This is a genomic window from Candidatus Binatia bacterium (assembly GCA_023150935.1).
GTDB lineage: Bacteria > Desulfobacterota > Binatia > HRBIN30 > HRBIN30 > JAKLJW01.
The window spans coordinates 1-16,798 of record JAKLJW010000026.1; the positions used below are offsets into that span (position 1 = coordinate 1).

Annotated in this window: 20 protein-coding genes; 7 read left to right on the plus strand and 13 right to left on the minus strand. The window is 68.0% G+C overall.

Annotated features, from left to right (window positions below):
• Nucleotides 1–282 precede the first annotated feature (282 nt).
• Complete coding sequence (locus L6Q96_15285) at nucleotides 283–855, plus strand: GNAT family N-acetyltransferase (GenBank protein MCK6555918.1); 573 nt, start codon at nucleotides 283–285, stop codon at nucleotides 853–855.
• A gap of 245 nt (nucleotides 856–1,100) precedes the next feature.
• Here L6Q96_15285 and L6Q96_15290 read toward each other — a convergent pair whose 3' ends face one another.
• Genes L6Q96_15290 through L6Q96_15310 form a run of 5 tightly spaced genes read right to left on the minus strand, consistent with a single transcriptional unit; the run spans nucleotide 1,101 to nucleotide 4,869 of the window.
• A complete protein-coding gene (locus L6Q96_15290; GenBank protein ID MCK6555919.1) occupies nucleotides 1,101–2,063 on the minus strand; it encodes an NADPH:quinone reductase in 963 nt (320 codons plus the stop codon).
• A 58-nt stretch (nucleotides 2,064–2,121) separates the two neighbouring features.
• Nucleotides 2,122–2,892: an SDR family oxidoreductase gene (locus L6Q96_15295; protein MCK6555920.1), complete on the minus strand. Its 771-nt coding sequence runs from the start codon at nucleotides 2,890–2,892 to the stop codon at nucleotides 2,122–2,124.
• On the minus strand, nucleotides 2,889–3,758 hold the full coding sequence (locus tag L6Q96_15300) for an SDR family NAD(P)-dependent oxidoreductase (GenBank protein MCK6555921.1): 870 nt from the start codon (nucleotides 3,756–3,758) through the stop codon (nucleotides 2,889–2,891). The genes L6Q96_15295 and L6Q96_15300 overlap by 4 nt, the downstream gene beginning before the upstream one ends.
• 26 nt (nucleotides 3,759–3,784) lie before the next feature.
• Complete coding sequence (locus L6Q96_15305) at nucleotides 3,785–4,699, minus strand: LLM class flavin-dependent oxidoreductase (protein MCK6555922.1); 915 nt, start codon at nucleotides 4,697–4,699, stop codon at nucleotides 3,785–3,787.
• 8 nt (nucleotides 4,700–4,707) lie between these two features.
• A complete protein-coding gene (locus L6Q96_15310; GenBank protein MCK6555923.1) occupies nucleotides 4,708–4,869 on the minus strand; it encodes a hypothetical protein in 162 nt (53 codons plus the stop codon).
• Between the two features lie 177 nt (nucleotides 4,870–5,046).
• Here L6Q96_15310 and L6Q96_15315 point away from each other — a divergent pair, with 177 nt between their 5' ends.
• Nucleotides 5,047–5,514 carry a CBS domain-containing protein gene (locus L6Q96_15315; GenBank protein ID MCK6555924.1) on the plus strand — a complete coding sequence of 156 codons (468 nt, stop codon included), beginning with the start codon at nucleotides 5,047–5,049 and terminating at the stop codon, nucleotides 5,512–5,514.
• 85 nt (nucleotides 5,515–5,599) lie between these two features.
• Here the strand turns inward: L6Q96_15315 and L6Q96_15320 are convergent, their stop codons facing one another.
• The gene (locus L6Q96_15320) at nucleotides 5,600–5,902 is read right to left on the minus strand and encodes a type II toxin-antitoxin system RelE/ParE family toxin (protein MCK6555925.1); all 303 of its coding nucleotides are present in this window, start codon (nucleotides 5,900–5,902) and stop codon (nucleotides 5,600–5,602) included.
• Nucleotides 5,899–6,141: an addiction module protein gene (locus L6Q96_15325; protein ID MCK6555926.1), complete on the minus strand. Its 243-nt coding sequence runs from the start codon at nucleotides 6,139–6,141 to the stop codon at nucleotides 5,899–5,901. Before L6Q96_15325 ends, L6Q96_15320 begins: the two co-directional genes overlap by 4 nt.
• Before the next feature lie 481 nt (nucleotides 6,142–6,622).
• Here L6Q96_15325 and L6Q96_15330 point away from each other — a divergent pair, with 481 nt between their 5' ends.
• Nucleotides 6,623–7,075, plus strand: a complete 453-nt coding sequence (locus tag L6Q96_15330; protein ID MCK6555927.1) for a hypothetical protein — start codon at nucleotides 6,623–6,625, stop codon at nucleotides 7,073–7,075.
• A 31-nt stretch (nucleotides 7,076–7,106) separates the two neighbouring features.
• Here the strand turns inward: L6Q96_15330 and L6Q96_15335 are convergent, their stop codons facing one another.
• The gene (locus tag L6Q96_15335) at nucleotides 7,107–7,709 is read right to left on the minus strand and encodes a glutathione S-transferase family protein (protein MCK6555928.1); all 603 of its coding nucleotides are present in this window, start codon (nucleotides 7,707–7,709) and stop codon (nucleotides 7,107–7,109) included.
• Between the two features lie 177 nt (nucleotides 7,710–7,886).
• On the opposite strand from L6Q96_15335, the gene L6Q96_15340 reads away from it, so the two are divergent.
• A complete protein-coding gene (locus tag L6Q96_15340; protein ID MCK6555929.1) occupies nucleotides 7,887–8,729 on the plus strand; it encodes a dienelactone hydrolase family protein in 843 nt (280 codons plus the stop codon).
• A gap of 11 nt (nucleotides 8,730–8,740) precedes the next feature.
• Here the strand turns inward: L6Q96_15340 and L6Q96_15345 are convergent, their stop codons facing one another.
• Together L6Q96_15345 and L6Q96_15350 are read right to left on the minus strand one after the other, a co-directional pair.
• Nucleotides 8,741–9,787, minus strand: coding sequence for a cation diffusion facilitator family transporter (locus tag L6Q96_15345; GenBank protein ID MCK6555930.1), 1,047 nt, complete (start codon nucleotides 9,785–9,787; stop codon nucleotides 8,741–8,743).
• A gap of 7 nt (nucleotides 9,788–9,794) precedes the next feature.
• A complete protein-coding gene (locus L6Q96_15350) occupies nucleotides 9,795–11,021 on the minus strand; it encodes an MBL fold metallo-hydrolase (GenBank protein ID MCK6555931.1) in 1,227 nt (408 codons plus the stop codon).
• A 138-nt stretch (nucleotides 11,022–11,159) separates the two neighbouring features.
• Between L6Q96_15350 and L6Q96_15355 the strand changes: the two genes are divergently transcribed.
• Entirely contained in the window at nucleotides 11,160–11,828 is a 669-nt protein-coding gene (locus L6Q96_15355; GenBank protein MCK6555932.1) for an acetate--CoA ligase family protein, read from the plus strand.
• On the plus strand, nucleotides 11,825–13,264 hold the full coding sequence (locus L6Q96_15360) for a CoA-binding protein (protein MCK6555933.1): 1,440 nt from the start codon (nucleotides 11,825–11,827) through the stop codon (nucleotides 13,262–13,264). The genes L6Q96_15355 and L6Q96_15360 overlap by 4 nt, the downstream gene beginning before the upstream one ends.
• On the opposite strand, the gene L6Q96_15365 is transcribed toward L6Q96_15360, so the two are convergent.
• The 3 genes from L6Q96_15365 to L6Q96_15375 form a co-directional block, all read right to left on the minus strand.
• Nucleotides 13,261–13,779: a hypothetical protein gene (locus L6Q96_15365; protein MCK6555934.1), complete on the minus strand. Its 519-nt coding sequence runs from the start codon at nucleotides 13,777–13,779 to the stop codon at nucleotides 13,261–13,263. The two genes, L6Q96_15360 and L6Q96_15365, sit on opposite strands and share 4 nt — an antisense overlap.
• A 15-nt stretch (nucleotides 13,780–13,794) precedes the next feature.
• Entirely contained in the window at nucleotides 13,795–14,301 is a 507-nt protein-coding gene (locus L6Q96_15370; GenBank protein ID MCK6555935.1) for a DUF4149 domain-containing protein, read from the minus strand.
• 327 nt (nucleotides 14,302–14,628) lie between these two features.
• Complete coding sequence (locus L6Q96_15375) at nucleotides 14,629–14,817, minus strand: hypothetical protein (GenBank protein MCK6555936.1); 189 nt, start codon at nucleotides 14,815–14,817, stop codon at nucleotides 14,629–14,631.
• A 182-nt stretch (nucleotides 14,818–14,999) separates the two neighbouring features.
• On the opposite strand from L6Q96_15375, the gene L6Q96_15380 reads away from it, so the two are divergent.
• A complete protein-coding gene (locus tag L6Q96_15380) occupies nucleotides 15,000–16,796 on the plus strand; it encodes a histidine kinase (GenBank protein MCK6555937.1) in 1,797 nt (598 codons plus the stop codon).
• Nucleotides 16,797–16,798 lie beyond the last annotated feature (2 nt).

Consider the following 16,798-nt stretch of genomic DNA (forward strand, 5'->3'; position numbering starts at 1 on the left):
ACTCTCCCGCGCATCAGGTCCGGCAACTGGCGTAGCTCGCCGAGCAGGCGCTCGCGCCGGGCCTCGAGCTGGGAGCGGTGGCGGTTCGTCATATCGGACACGCTATAGCGCTTGCCCAATCGCATCTGTCAAGGCCTTCCGACTCCACCCGGCGGGTTTTCCGAACCCCTTTGGGCTACTGGGTCTTCACCGCTTAGCGCCGGATCAGGGCCGTACCTGCGCTATTGACGGATCGCAGTGGATATCGTAGCGCGGCAACTCCCTTTGTTGGGCAGTTGGAAGATGACCGATCTGCCGATAGCCGAAATGCAGCCCGTCATCGGAGGACCGCGCGTGGTCCTCCGGCCGTTTCGACGCGAAGACGCCGCCGCCGTCGAGCGGCTCGCCGGTGCGAGAGAGATTGCAGACACCACCCTCCGGATCCCGCATCCCTACCCGGAAGGAGCAGCCGCGGCTTGGATCGCGACGCATGCGCCCGACTGGGCCGCCGGGAAGAATGTTCACTTCGCCATCGCCTTCCCGTGCGGCGAGCTCCTTGGCGCCATCGGCCTGGAACTTGCCCGTGAGCAAGGATGGGCCGAACTCGGGTATTGGGTCGGTCTTCCGTATTGGAACAACGGCTACTGCACCGAGGGCGGCATCTTGGTCCTGAAGTTCGCTTTCGGAGATCTGGGGCTGCACCGGGTTCAAGCGCGGCATCTCGTCCGCAACCCGGCATCGGGCCGCGTCCTGGAGAAACTCGGGATGCGCCGCGAGGGCATCCACCGCGAGGCGGTGAGGAAGTGGGGTCGGTTCGAGGACGTCGCGAGTTACGCGACCCTCGCTTCGGAATGGGAAAGAGAAGGCCGGAAGTGACGGCTCTGCCCGACCGGAACACAACTCGGCCCGCAGAAACGACGGACCTTCTCGCCGGCTCGAGTGTGCCGGGCGCGCACGCCCACGACCGTGACCGTCACCCGGGGTCCGCCGATTCGCTTCGCTCGAAGAACTTGCGCTGCATGGACCCCTGCCGTGTCGGTGCGGATACGTTCGAGGGTGGGAGCCGAACTGGTCCGTGCCGGCAGCGCGCTGGAAAGCCGCACGCGGCGCCTGGCCGGCGTTCAGCAACCGAGCACGATCTTGCCGAACGCGCCCGGTTCCATCACCAGGCGATGCGCCGCCGCCGCTTCGGCCAGGGGCAGCTCGCGGCCGACGATCGGTCGCAGTACCCCGGCTTCGAGACCTGCCGCGATCCCCGCGTAGGCCGCGAGGAGATCGTGTTCCGGCGCCACCAGTAGCGACATCCCACGCACGTCGGCGTCGCGCCGCATCAACTCGCGCGGATTGATTTCCACCGACCCGCGACTGCCGATGACGACGACGCGCCCCCGCGGCGCCAGCACTTCAAGGTCTTTGCCGAGGTTCGCATTGGCGAGCATTTCGAGGACGGCGTCGACGCCGTGCCCGCCGGTCGCGGCGAGGACGGCGCCGAGATAGCCCTCGCTGCCGTGGTCGAATGCGTGGTGGGCCCCCTGTTCGCGCGCCAACTCCCGGCCCCGATCCGTTCCCGCCGTTGCCACGACTCTGCAGCCGTGTGCACGGGCCATCTGAATTGCAGCAATGCCGACGCCGCCGCTGCCGCCGTGGATCAACACCGTTTCCCCGGGAAGCACCCGCGCACGTTGAAACAGCGCCCGGTACGCGGTTCCGTAGGGGATACCCAGCGCGGCACCGGCGGCGAAACCGACACCGTCGGGCAGCGGATGCACCTGGCGCTCGACGCACACCGCCCGCTCGGCGTACGCCCCGCTGAGCGTCCCCGCGGTAAACACGCGGTCGCCGGCACGCCAGCGGGTAACCCCACTGCCGACGGACTCGACGACCCCGGCCGCGTCGAGCCCGGGCGTGTACGGTAACGGCGCACCGTATCCCTGAGTCCCAGCGCGAATATAGGTGTCGACCGGATTGACGCCCGCGGCATGCACTCGCACAACCACCTGTCCGGGCCCAGCCTGCGGGTCCGCCAGGTCGACGTAATCGAGTACTTCGGGACCGCCGTGCGCGGCGACGCGGATGGCTTTCATACCAGGCCGGCGGTTAGCCCCAACGCCACCCACCCCAACCCCCCGATCCGCGGCATCCTTACCCGCACGTGGAAATTCCCCCGTCGACCGGGATGACCGTGCCGGTCAGGTAGGCGCCGGCGCGCGAGGCGAGGAAGATCGTCGCGCCGGCCATGTCTTCCGGCTCGCCGATGCGGCCGAGCGGGCAGGCGCCGACGATGGCGTCGCGGAAGTTGCGCAGAGTCTCGGCCATCATCTTACTCTCGAACGGCCCGGGCGCGATCGCGTTCACGGTAATGTGTCGCGGGGCAAGCTGATGCGCCAGCACGCGCGTAAGATGATGTACGGCAGCCTTGCTGGCGGAGTACGCGTAAGTTTCGAGCACCGGCGCGCGCAAGCCGTCGATCGAGCCGATGTTGATGACCCGTGCGGGGTCCTGCGGCGTGGCCGCCTTCACGAGTAGATCGAGCATCGCCCGGGTGAGGTGGAATACCGACTTGACGTTCAACGCCAGCACCTTGTCCCATGCCGCGTCGGGGTACTCGGCCAGCGGCGCTCCCCAGTTGGCGCCGGCATTGTTCACCAGCACGTGCACGGCGGATTCCCTCGCCGCCACGGCGGCCGCGAGCGCCTTCGTCCCGGCCTCCGTGCCGAGATCGGCCGGCACCGACACACACGTCCCGACCTTCGACAGCTCGCCGGCGACCTGGTCGCAAACGTCCGCCTTGCGCGAGGAGATATAGACTCTGGCCCCGTTCTCGACGAAGCCCCGGGCGATCATGAGTCCGATACCGCGAGAGCCGCCGGTTACGACGGCAACCTTGCCTGCGACCGAGAACAAGTTCTTCACCAGGTGCCCTCCTCGAACATGGCGTCGAGCTTGCCGGCTCGCCGCCGCAAGAACTCCCGCTGCTGCGGGTGCGTGAGAATGTACAGATCGCGGCGCTCGATACCGCGCACGACACGGCGCGCGACTTCCTCGGCCGGAATAGTTCCGCCCTTCATTTCCTCGGCAGGCGGGAGCACGGGTTCGGGGCCCGGGTTGCGCAAGTGCGCCGGGCGCATCCGCACCGTGTTCTCGTTGATATTCGTGGCAACGATCATCGGGCAGAGCACGCTGACACCGATACCCAGCGGCTTCAGCTCGCGGTGCAGCGATTCGGTCAGACCGACGACGGCGAACTTGGAGGCGCAGTAGATCCCGAGCCACTCCATGCCGACGAGGCCGGACATCGAGGCCGTGTTGACGATGTGTCCACCGGCGCCCTGCGCGACGAGCAGCGGAACGAAGCATTCGACCCCGTGTACGACGCCCCAGAAGTTCACGGCCATCGTGTACTCCCAGTCGCGGTGGGTTGCCGTGCTCATCTGGCCGAAGAGGGCGACGCCGGCATTGTTGCAGACGATGTGCACGGCGCCGAAGCGCTGCCGGGCCGCCTCGGCCAGGGCCCGTACGCTCTCGAGGTCGGTAACGTCCGTCCGTACCCCGAGCGCCTCGCCGCCGGCCGCCGTCAGCTCGCCCACGGCGCCGGCGAGCGCGGCGTCGTCCAGATCGGCAAGCACCAGCTTCGCGCCGCGCGCCGCAAACGCACGCGCCATGGCCATGCCGATCCCGCCGGCCCCGCCGGTGATCACCGCCACCCGGTCTTTGAAAGGATCGCTCATCATCGGCTGGAGTAGCACGCGGCCACCGGCGATGAAAACATCCCCGACCACGCTCCGGTCCCCGTGTTACCTTCGACTCACTTGAACGCGTCGATCAGCTCTTGCAACGCTACCAGTTGCCCGCCCCGGGTCGACGACGGCACCAGGATGGGGGTCTTCAGACCGGTGGCATACCAGGCTTCGAGTCCATCCCGCACCTCGGCAGCGGTTCCGAACAGGGTGCAGTCGCGCAGCCACCTGTCGCTCATCAACGACGGCAGCTTGTCGTGTTCGCCACCTTCGATGGCGGCCTGGATGGCGCGCATCTCGTCTTCGTAGCCGGCCTCGATCCAGTACGCCCGATAGTTGGGCAACATGACGTAGCCGGTAAGCGTCTTGCGATTGACGGCCGCGGCGGCGGCCCGGTCGTCGGCGATGCACACGGGAATCATGTTGCCGATGAAGAAGTCGCCCTGACGCGCCGCCGCGGGAAGAAACGAGATCGAGGCGGCCATGTGCGAGCGGGCGGCGTTGGCCCAGACCGCACCCTGGGCCAGTTCGGCGGATAGTTCCGCCATCTTGCGTCGCAGCGCCGCGAACACGATCGGCGGCAGGGTCCCCCAACGCTGAGCGCCCTTCTGCAGTTGAGCGGTGAACTCCCGCACGTCAGCCAGCGGCTTGCCGGTGCGCACACCGAGGCGGTCGGTCACCGGGGCATGGCTGATACCGATGCCGAAGCGGAAGCGGCCGCCGCTCAGCTCGTGGATCATGGTGACGCTCTGGGCGTAGTCGAACGGGTGGCGCGTATAGATGTTGGCGATGCTGGTGCCGAACGAAATCTCTTTCGTACAGAAGGCCAGCGCCTCGCACAGGCCGACGTTGTCGCCGAAGCTCGGGCAGTAAATCCCGGCGAAGCCCTGGCGCTCGACTTCGGCCGCGGCTTCGAGTGTGGCGCGCCGCTTGCCGGCCATGGCCGCCAGACTGACCGCCGGTTTGCGCAGATTGGTAGGCATGGCGCGGGCTACTCCTCTTCCTCGATTTCGCCCTGTTCGCCCCACCGCAGCTTGCAGCGCTCGGAGCAGAAATAGTGCGTCCAGTTGTCCACGACCACGATTTCGGGGCTTTCGGCGGTTTCGGCGGGAATCGCCGCGCCGCAATGTTCGCAATTCTTCGGTTCGGGCATGGGAGAGCCTCCTCGGGACGCTGGGACAGCGCCGTCGCTGCAACGCGAGATGCAGTCGATAACACGGGAGGCCACGGGAGGCCACGGGGTACCGCGGCCCGCGACCGTCCCCGCGACCGTCCCCTTGCGGCACTCGACCGGGAGGCGTATGGGGGGGCGCCTGAGGGAGGTATCCGTATGGCGAGCGTCGCAGCCCTGATGGTCACGGAAATGGTAACCGCTAGTCCCACGGAAACCGTGGCCGAGGTCGCGCGGCGGATGGCGGACAACAAGATCGGCGCGGTGCTGGTCGTCGACGGCCAGCGGATCGAGGGCGTCTTTTCCGAACGCGATCTGCTCAACCGCGTCGTCGCCGACTTTCGCAATCCGGAAACGACGAAGCTCGAACACGTCTGCACCCGCGACATCGTGACCATCGACGTCAAGGCACCGGTGAAAACCGTGCTGGACATCTTCCGGGAGAAAAAGATCCGCCACCTGCCCGTCGTCGACGGCGGCAAGCCGGTGGGCATTCTGTCGGTGCGCGATTTCCTCGAGTACCTCGTCGGCGGACTCGAACGTTACATCGACGACCTGCGCTACAAGCGCGAACTCGCCGAGGGAGTCGACCCCTACGACCATATCGGCGGGTCGTACGGCAAGTAACGGCACCATCCCATAACGCGCTGCCGTTGAGCTGCGGCGGGCCAATGGATCGCCGCTATAGCCCGTCGCCAGCTCGAACGGCGGGTTAGCCTCGGCGGTGCTGCCACTCCGCCGGATCGCGACTCGCGTGCAACACCGCGAGCACGATAGTGATGTCGCCTTCCACGGCGAAGTAGACGGCGTACGGAAAGCGCCTGACGAGCGCGTGACGAATGCCGCCGCGCAGTTCCTGGTACTTGAGCGGGCTGTCGGCGATGCGGTTGTACGATGCCCGAACTTCATCCAGAAACTCGACGCCGAGCCCTGCCTGTTCCGTCTCGTACCATTCGAACGCCGCCTCCACATCGAGATCGACGGACGGCTCCGAGATCAACCGAGACTTGGTCACCGCGGCTTCTTGGCCCTCTCGGCCAAGCGATCGATCACTTCGTATGCTGAGCGAGCACGACTCGGATCACGCCGGTATTCGGCGAGGCGTTCCTCGGCGACTTGCAAGTGGCTCTCCGGAACGGGTAGCTCTCCCGGCCGCTCGGCAATTCGATCCCACAGGTCCTGCAGATATCGAACCTGTTCGGTCTTCGACAGTTCCGTGAAACCAGGTGGCTCGGCAATCGTTGTCTGTTGCATGCTTCGATCCTCGGCCCCGACAATACCGTAAGCCCCGTGCGGCCGCCAATGGTGGAGGCTAACGGCGCGGTTCAGGCGCGGCGGCGCTGCCAGCCGGAAGCTCCCGCCGCCGCATAGCCGGCCGGCGCCTCGGCGACGCTGTAGCCGCGCCGACCGAGCTTGGTCAGCATGGCGACCACATCGCACCCGGGCCTGCACACACAATGGCCGGCGTCCTTTCGCAAAAGAACCGTCCCTCAAGAGCGGAGTTATGGCCATCGCACGGCCGCATCGCCGTGCGCCGAGCGTGACCGGCCGGTTATCGCTGTCACCCCGATGACGATTGCGAGCCGGTAGGCAACGCCGCCGCCGGCAATCTGCCGGCGTTCCCCGCATCTAAAGCAGGCTGCCCGGGCTGGCCTTCGGCTTGCTCCACTGCAACGGCGACCCGTTTCCGCGGCCGCGGCACACGTGGCCGGGGCGGGCGCGAAAGGGAGCAGCCATGGGTCTGAGCCGCAACGTATCGATCGTACGCCGCAGCATCCGCCTGCGCATCCCGCCCTGGTCTCGCCATGCGATCTGCGCCGCCGGAACGGTCGTGGTACTCGCGGCGGTAAGTCCGCCGCTGCTGCACGCTCAGGATCTCGTCGCCCTCGCAGCGCCGGTGCTCGAGCGGACGGCGGGATCGACCGGGGCAACGACGCAGCCGGCCGAGAAGAGGCCCGACTTTCACCGCATCGACCTGCACTCGGTTCCGGCGCAGCGAGCGCCGGAACCGTTCACCCTGCGCGACTTCAGCCTCGGGTACAGAGCTGCGCCATTCACCCTCGGGCTGGCCGAGATCGGCCCCGATCCGGTCGATTGCTCGTTGGTGACCACCGCGCCGGCTGCCGGCCGCACGGCCGGCGGCCGGGCGTGTGCACAACCGATTCGCGTGAATCTGCTCTGGTGGTGAGGAAGCGCGACCGGAGGGGGGCGCGTCGCGCTTACTCTTGCGCCCGCACGAACGCCGGGCGCGAGGCCAGCCGGCCCACGTACTCCTGCAGTACCGGGAAACCCTCCAGCAAACCGAGGAACTGACCCCACGCCAGGGTCGAGCCGACCATCACGTCAGCGGTGCTGAACTCGTTCCCGAGCAGGTATTGCTTGCCTTGCAACGCGCCGGAGAGCACCTCGGCCACCTTCTTCCACGCCACTCTGCCCGCTTCGACTTTGGCCGGCGAGCGCTCTGCCTCGGGCAGCCTGACCGTGTTCATGAACACGTCGATAAGCGGCGGCTCCATGGTCGCGATGGTGTAGACGATCCACTGGTAATAGGGACCGCGCACCGGCGAGCCAACCGGCGGAGCCAGCCGCTTCTCCGGATACTTGTCCGCCAGGTAGGCGCAAATGGCCGCCGACTCGATCAAGGCCAGGTCGCCGTCGACCAGTGCCGGCAGTGCCCCGTGCGGGTGTATTTTCAGGTAGTCCGGGGCCTTGTGCTCCTGCTTCGACATGTCCAGAGTCACCAGCTCGTACGGTACTCCGATCTCCTCCAACAACCAGCGCGGGCGTATCGAACGCGACTGCCTGGCGTGATACAGCTTCATCCGTGTCCTCCTAACGCAACGTTGCGAACAGTGCGGGTATACTGTCTGAGCGTCGCCGTCGTGTCGACACCCTGCCGAACGGCGCACTGAAGCCGGTCCCCGGTCGAATTCCGGAACGAAGCCGGAACGGCCCGCCGCATGGACGTCTTACGCGGCCCGGCGTAAGGTTGGGCGGCTATGATCCTGCTCGCTGCCGTGCTGCTGCTTTCCTGGTCCACCGTCCTCCGATGCCACGAGGCCTTTGCCGAGGTCACACCGATCCCGAGTGCGGGCTGCGGCGCGACGACCGTGGCACACGGGCGCCCGCTGGATCGGACCATCTCCGTCGACGGCGTCGAGCGGCACTATCTGCTCGACGTCCCCGAAAGCGTGCGGGCCGGCAAGCCCGCACCGGTGTTGTTCGATTTCCACGGTCTCGGACACAGCGGGGCCGGGGTCTGGCGGGTATCCGAGTTCAAGGACATAGCGGCGCGTGACGGATTCATCGCCGTGTATCCCGACGGCTTGCCCGTGCGGCTCATCGGCCGCAGCGGTGCAGGGTGGGAGATTTACAAGATCGCCGGCAACCGCGACGTGGACTTCGTCCGCGCCCTCCTCGACTATCTCGAACGCACGTATTGCGTCGACCGCGCCCGCATCTTCGCCACCGGCTTTTCGAACGGCGGCTTCCTGAGTCACGTGCTCGCGTGTGCGCTGCCGGATCGCGTCGCCGCTGTCGCTTCCGTCAGTGGGGGCCGGGTGACGGTGCCGTGCACGCCCGGGCGTGGCGTCCCGGTGCTCATCATTCACGGCCGACAGGATACCGTCGTTCCCGTGGAGCAGGCCCGGCAGGCCCGTGACTTCTGGATACGGCACGACGCCTGCCGCGAGAGCGCCAGCAACGGTTGCGAATACCACCGCGAGTGTCGCGACGGGGCCGAAGTACGGTACTGCGAAGGCGACTTCGGCCACCGCTGGCCGCCCGCGGCCACGCAGCAGATCTGGGATTTCTTCCGCGCCCATCCCATGCCCGGGAAGTGACTCGGGCGAGTCTATCGGCCGGGCTGCGCGCTGTCGGGTTCGACGACTTCCTCGACGGTAAAGGGAACGCGCCGGCGAAAAGGTTCCGCGCGAATCGGGCAGTCGGACACCTCGCACACCGCGCACAGCGACCGCCGGCACGGATCGAGGTGAAACACGAACGAGCCTTCGATGGCGCCGGCGGCAAGCAGCCGTCGCTCGAGCGCGTCGGCGGTGTCGTGCGCGCGATCCACCGTCCAGAACTCCGGCATGACCAGGTGCGCTTCGACGTAGCTGAACCGGCCCGAACGAATGGCGCGCACCTGATGGACGCGGATCACGCCGGGTTCGGGCGTGGCGTTGAGGATCGCGACCAGCCTGCCGAGTAAAGTCACGTCCTCGGCATCGAGAAGGCCGCCGGCGGCTTGACGCACGAGTTGCAAGCCGGTCCAACCGAGATTCGCGGCGACGACGACAGCCACGAGCGGGTCGAACCAGACGATGCCGGTCACCCGCACCAGCGACAGGCCGGCGATCACGCCGACCGTCGTCCAGAAGTCGGACAGGACGTGCCGGCCATCGGCCACCAGGGTCAGCGAGTTGTGGCGTTGCCCGGTGCGGACGAGGAAGGCTCCGAGCGCCAGATTCACTGTGCCGGCGGCGGCGACGATTGCCAGGCCGGCGTCGAGCTCGCGCACTTCCACGCCCTGCACCAGGGCCGAGACCGCCTGGTAGACGATCAGCAGAGCGGCAGAGGCGATGAGGCCGCCCTCGAAGGTTGCGGAGAAGAACTCGATCTTGCCGTGCCCGTAGGGATGACCGCGGTCGGCCGGCGTCGCCGCGAGGTGCAGGCTGAAGACCGCGAAGCCGGCAGCGACGACGTTGACGATGCTTTCGAACGCATCCGACAAGATCGCCGTCGAACCGGTGAGCCGATAGGCGAAGAACTTGGCGCACAGGAGCACGGCGCTCACGGCGAGCGACGCCACGCCGGCCCGAAGCCGCACCCGCACGCCATCCGCCGGCGCTCCGGGTTCGTGTTCTATGTTCCGCGCGGCGCGGTCGGCACGGTCTTCCAACGTTCCGCTACTCCTCCCCGAGGGCCCGCCTGGCGTCGGCCATCGCGGCGCGGAAGATGCCCTGCGCCATCAGGGACGTTTCCGCCAGCATGCGGCGCTCGTAGACATCACGCTTGAGCGTCTGGGCCGCGGCGTCGCCGACGGCGGCACGCGTCGCCCATTCGGCCACGTGCGCCGCCAGTGCCAGGTTGCCGGTTTCGAGCAGCATGCGGCCGCGTGCCACCAGGCGGTCGACGCCGCCGGCCAGCGCGGCGACCTCCGCCGCCTGCGCCGCCGCACTGGCCGGCAGCAACTCGGCGGCGTTGCCGTTCCACCACCCGCCCCACAGACGCAGCAGGTTGCGCACGATGAACTTGGGATGGTCGTAGTTCGCCTGCAGGAACGGCCGCTGCGCCAGCTCGGGGTCCGGCTCGACCGCCTGAACGATTTCCTCGGGTGTCTCCCCGGCGTTCATCCGCGCCAGCACCCGATCGATCAACACGCGCAGATAGCGGGCGGTCTCGGTGAGCACCGTGCGCACCGCGGCGCGGCCGTGCACGACGAGACCGTGACCGGGGAAGAGCCACTCGGCATCCAGTCCCGCCATGGCTTCCAGGGCCTCGGCCCATTCCACCGGGTAGCGCTGCACCTTTTGCGGGTTACCGCAGTTCGGGGCCTGCCAGATGATCAGATCGCCGGTGAAGAGGTAGCCGCGGGCGGGCACCCAGACGTAGCAGGCGTCGTCGGTCTCGCCCCTGGCGGCAACATAGTGCACCTCGAGATCGCCGAGGCGTTGCGTCATGGCCTCGCGGAAGGTCACGCTCGGCCAGTGGAACCGGCTCGGGAACATCGGTGCGGGCAGGCTGAACTGGCGCTGATTGATGCGCGCGTTCCAGCCGTGGGTAAGCGCGTAGCGGCGGAAGCGCGCCGGGCAGTTCTCCTGGGCCACGATCAGCGGACGTTCGCCGGCCGCCAGGTACGGACCGAGGCCGAAGGCGTGGTCGGCGTGGCCGTGGGTATAGACCGCGGTGTGCAGAGGCGCATCGCTCCAGGCGCGTACGGCGCGGTGCCAGGCGTCGGCTGTGTGCTCGAAACCCGGATCGACGAGCAGCAAGCCGGCCGGCGTACGCAGGGCGTAGGTGTTCACGAACGTGGCGGCCAACAGCACGTCCGGCGCCGCTTCGTGGGAATCGGCGAAGAACTTGACCGTCGCGTGCAGTGGGTCGGCGGTAACCATCGGCGAAGACGTCGTCATGCTGGGAGGGTTACGCCATGAACGCGCGGCGGCGCAAGTTGCGTCGGAGGGCCGGCGGCGGGGGGACCGGCACTTGCGCCATGCGGACGTCGGCGTGCGGCGCTTACGGCGAGCCGACTTTCCTGCTATGCGGCGCGGGTGCCGGGACATGCGCTCAACGAGATCGAATCGAAGGCTCTGCTTGCCGGGGCCGGAATTCCCGTCATTCCGACCGTGCCGGCCCGCGCCGCCGCCGAGGCGGTTGCCGTGGCCGGTCGGCTCGGTTTTCCCGTTGCGTTGAAGGTGGTGTCGGCGGCGGTCGTGCACAAGTCCGAGGCCGGTGGAGTGCGTCTCGGGCTCGATTCGCCAGCTGCCGTCGAGGCCGCGTTCGCGGCCATCCTCGCCGCGGTTGGTGCGGCAAGGCCCGATGCAGCGATCGACGGCGTGTCGGTCCAGCCGATGGCGCCGGCCGGCGGGCTGGAACTGGTTGCCGGCGCGAACGTCGACCCGCAGTTCGGTCCCGTGGTGATGTGCGGCCTTGGCGGCATATGGGTGGAAGCGCTTAACGACGTGAGTTTTCGGCTCGTGCCGCTGACGCCCCGCGATGCCCGGGAGATGTGGAACGAGCTGGCGGCGGCCGCCGTGCTGAAAGGGACGCGCGGCCGAGCGGCGGTGGCGATCGACGCTCTCGCCGACGTGTTGCTGAAGTTGTCGGCGCTGCTCGTTGCGCGGCCCGACATCCGCGAGATCGATCTCAATCCGCTGCTCGCTTACGCCGACCGTGTCGTTGCCGTCGATGCCCGAGTGTTGCTGGAGATGGCTCCGTGACGCTGCCGTTTCGTCTCTTCGATCGCGCCTTTCACCCGCGCGTCGTCGCCGTCGTCGGCGACAAGGCGATGAACGGCTTCATGTGGTTGCGCGCGCTGCAGGGGTTCGCCGGAAGGCTCTATTCGGTGCAGATCGATCCGCACGAAATCGCGGCGATCGAGGCGCTCGGCGTACCGAACGTCCGCACTCTCCGCGAGATTCCGCAACCGGTCGACTACGCGGTCGTCGCGGTGCCGCGGGCGGTGGTACCGCGCGTGCTCGCCGATTGCGTGCAGGTCGGCGTGCCGGCGGTGACGCTGTTCACGGCGGGGTTTTCCGAAGCGGGTGACGACGAGGGCGTTCGTCTCGAACGGGAAATCGTCGCGCTGGCACAGCGCGAGGGCGTCCTCCTGATCGGTCCCAACTGCATGGGAGTGGCCAATCCGAGTCTCGGGCTGTGCAATTACCCCGGTCTGCCGTCGGGTGCGGCGGCGGCGGGGAAGGCGAGTTTCATCGGCCAGAGCGGCACGCACACCATCGCCTTCTGTCAGCGGGCGCCCGCTGACGGGCTGGGGGTCCGTACGGCGGTGAGTATCGGCAACGGCGCCGTCGCCGACGCGACGGACTTCCTCGCGTACATGCGCGACGACCGCGAGACGGCGGTGATCGGCGCGTACATCGAGGGTGTTCGGGCGGGCCGGCGCTTTTTCGAGGAGTTGCGGGCGACCACCCCCCGCAAGCCGGTGGTTCTGTGGAAGGGCGGCGTCAGCGCCGCCGGGGCGCGCGCAATCTTCTCGCACACGGCCGCCCTGGCCACCCCGACGGCCGTATGGCGCGGTATGGTCCGGCAAGCGGGAGCCCTGGCCGTCGATTCGCTGGATGCCCTGATCGACACGGCGCGGGCGCTGGCGGCAGGCAAGGGCGCAACAGGCTGGCGCGCGGGTCTGGTGGCGATGACGGGCGGGCCGTCGGTGGCGATGACCGACGCCTTCGCCGCCGCGGGTTTGTCGGTTCCGCCGCTCGACGACACGTCTCGCAGCGTCCTCGCGGAGTTCTTCCAGAAGGTGGGGGGAAGCTTCGGCAATCCGCTCGACGCCGGCAGTACCATCGTCATGGGGTTCCGGGCCGACAACCTGGAGCGCATCCTCGCGGTCCTCGACGCGGCGCCGGAAATAGATGTCGTGGCGCTCGATCTCGGGGCGGGCCTGACCCTCGACATCTGGCGGGAGCATCCCGATCTGGCCGCGACCGTTATCGCAGTGCTGGCGGCGTTCGCGCAGCGTTCGCCGAAGCCGTTCGCCGTGGTCGTCGACGCCCCGCACCGTCCGGCCGAATCGGCGGCGCTGCGGCGCCAACTGCACGACCGCGGCGTACTCGGCTTCGCCACCGCGCGGCGCGCCGCCTGCGCCCTGCGTCAGGTGGTCGAGTACACGCACTTGCGCATGGCGATAAGCTAGCCGCGCAGGGGCGCCGTGCGCGGGAGATCGGGCGCCCGCGCCTGAACGCCGAGGGCAACCTCGAGCGTCATGGCAACGAAGGCCGCAAAATACACCTCGCGTTGCCCGATGAGCATAGAGGTCAGAAACAGTAACAGGACGAAGAACACCGTCGACGACACCGCGATCGATCGTGCGTCATCCGCGAATCCCCCGACCGCCAGCCGGTCGACGAGTTCGCGCATCATGGAGTAGAGGAACGGCATGTCCATGAGCGGCACGGCAAGGCCGCTGCGCTCCGCGACCCGCTCCGACCGCTGCGCGGCGACGGTGACGGCAACCCCGAGCACGATCCAGAGAAAGAACAGCGGTAGCGGAGGACCGATGAACGACAAACTCGCGAGGGCCAGAGTGCGGTCGAGCAACAGGGCCGTACTCACCGCGCCGAGCCGTACGAAGCCAACGATACGGCCGTTGCGGACCCGTTCCGCGGCGAGGGCCTGTGCGATCGGGTCCGGAACTGGCGCGGTCGTCATGCTCGGTTGCCGACCTTACCAGGGCCAGCCCCGGACTAGCGTGACCGCAACGAAGACGATCCACAGCGCCAGCAGAACGTTGGCGCGGCCGAGCCAGCTCGCCTGCCGGCGCAGCGACTGTGCCGCCGGGCTGTCCGGGGACTCCTGCACCGCGACGGTGGCGCGCGGTCCGACGACGAAATCGTGCCAGGCGCTCACCGCGAGGATCGCCGCGAAAAGCAGGAGTTTCCATACGACAGCCCGGCCGAAGGGCGACATCAGGAAGTCCGGGTCGCGCAGATCGCCGAGCCTCACGCCGCGTCCATAGAGCTGCCAGGTGCCGGTCACCAGCAGAATCCCGAAGGACACCCAGCCGACGGTGCGAAAACGCAGCCCCGCCGCGTGCAGAAAGGCGGCGGCTTGCGCTCGATCGCCGCGCCGCAGCAGCGGCACCACGACGAGGACGAGAAAGAGCATGCCACCCACCCACACCATCGCCGCGAGGATGTGCAGCCACACCGAGAGGATATAGGCAGTTTCCATGACGCTCCGCTCCGCCGCCGGTAGCGCCGATTAGATACACGAAAGCGCCCCTGCTGGCGACGCCGAGCCGGCCTCTCCCCCGTAGTCGTACACGTACACGGCAACTCACCCGTAGACGTCAAACCGCTCGTGGTCCAACTTCATCGCTGCGTGCCATCGGTCCGTGTACGAGTACGCGTACGGAATGGAAGCTGGACTGGCGCTACGCGGCGAAGGCGGTAGCGGCCGGGTACGGACCGAACTGATCGACGCTAGGGCAGCGCGGGCGGGGTGAGGTCCACGGGCGGCGGGGTCGGACGGCGGCGGCTTCGCGACCGACGGCGGATCTCACCAGCAACGGGTCGTGCAGTGACCCACCGTCCACAGGGGGCAGGTCTCTCCGCAGCGTAGCCGCCCCTCGCTCAGCAGGCGCAGATAGGCGGCCCGCGCCCGCCGGTAGCGCGGATCGTCCTCCTCCCGCGGCGGGCTGCCAACCCGGCGCGGCGAGCGTTGTTCCTCGGGAGCGTCCAAAGGCATTGCCTGTTTTTCATTGTATCCGCCTGGCCCGCGGCGTGGTCAAGCGGTTTCCCCATGCGTGGAAAGCTGCTAACGGCAAGCCGCATCGGCGGCACGATCGCGCACCCAGGTATTCGCGGCTGGCGGCACGCATCGTAACCGGAGGGAGAACGGCCACGAGCAGCGCCGGCAAAAGAAGATCGATGTTCCGAGGCTTTTTGGGGCTGTTCGTCACCCTGCGTGGTCGCCTGATCCTGCTGGTCTGCTTTGCAACGGTGCCGGCGCTGCTGGCCATATTCTACGTCGCTGCCAACGAACGCGAATCGGCGATGCTGCGCATGGAGACCGAGGCCCGCCAGCTCGGTGTGCTGGCGTCGCGCGAACACTCGCACCAGTTGCTCGGCGCGAAAGACCTGCTGCACCGCCTCGGCTCGCCGCTGGCGTGCGGCGCCGTCGGCGCGGCGGAGTCGCCGTGTCCCGAGTACCTGCCGGCACTGCTCGACAGCCTGCCGCAATTCGCAAACATCGGCGTCCTCGACGTGCGCGGCCGCCTCGTCTGCAGCGCGGTCGGCTTCCAGCCGCCGCTGAACATGGCCGACAATCCCGTTTTTGCGCGGGCCCTGTCCTCGAACGAGGCCGAGGTGGGCTCGTATACGATCGGTCCGATCGTCCGCCGCCCGGTGCTGCACGTCGCCTACGCAATTCGCGATGCCTCGCAGCTCCCGTGCTGGGTGGCTTTCGTCGCCCTCGATCTGGGTTGGCTGGACAAGCTGGCGCACCAGGCCAAGCTGCCGCCCGACTACGCCCTGTTGATCACCGACCGCGAGGCCCGTGTTCTGGCGCAGTCGGGCGACACCGCGGCGGCCCCGGCACCCGGCGGCGCGCCGAGCATCGCCGGACTCGATCGGGTGCTGCACCGGACCGGCGGTCTGGTCCTCGACGTCGGCAAGCCACGCACCCGGCGTTTCTTCGTCGCCACTCCGATGGGGGGCATGAACGGCCTGTTCGCCGTCGTCGGCTTGCCGTACGAACAGGTACAGAGCGAGGCGGCCCGCGTGTTCTACCGAACCATGATCGGCCTCGTAGTCCTGACCGTGTTCACGATCGCCGTGGCAATTCTCGCCACCGAGGTTTCGGTTCTGCGCGTGGTCCACAGCCTTTCGAACACCGCCCGCCGCTTCGGAGCGGGCGACCTGTCGGTGCGGACGCCGCTCCCCGAAAGTCACGGCGAGTTGCGCGACCTGGCCAGCTCGTTCAACGTCATGGCGGACGCGCTTGCGGCCCGCCACTGGGAGGCGATGGCAACTCAGGAAAGGCTGCGGGCGCTGTCGCACCGGCTCCAGGTCGCGCGAGACTCGGAGGCCGAGCGCATCGCCCGCGAACTGCACGACGAGCTCGGACAGGTGCTGACCAGTCTGACTATCGACCTGACGCGCCTGCAGCGGGTCTGCGTTACCGGGGCTCGCGACGACTGCAATCGCGCGCTGCGCGAATCGGTCGACGCGATGATCGGGCACATCCAGGGTGCCATCGAGTTCGTCCGCCGCATTGCCACCGAGCTGCGGCCCGCCGCACTGGATCGGCTGGGTATCGCCGCGGCCGTACAGGGGCTGGCCAACGAGTTTGAAGCCAAGTCCGGCCTCGCCGTGATTTCCGACGTCCGCGACGCCGGCGACCCGTGCGATAATCTGGTTGCGACCACGTTGTATCGTATCGCCCAGGAGGCTCTTACGAACGTCCTGCGGCACGCTAATGCTACCGAGGTGCGCATCGATCTGGTGGGAACCGAAGACGGGCTGACCCTTTGTGTCCAGGATAACGGAATCGGCATGGACGACGCGTCGAGCGATAGTAAACACGCGCTCGGGTTGTTGGGCATGAAGGAGCGCGCACATCTGGCCGGCGGCTCGTGCAAGATCTCGAGTGCGCCGGGCGTTGGGACCACGGTGGAGGTGCGTCTGCCGCGGCGTGCTCCCGACGCGGTCGAGGACGGAGACTGACC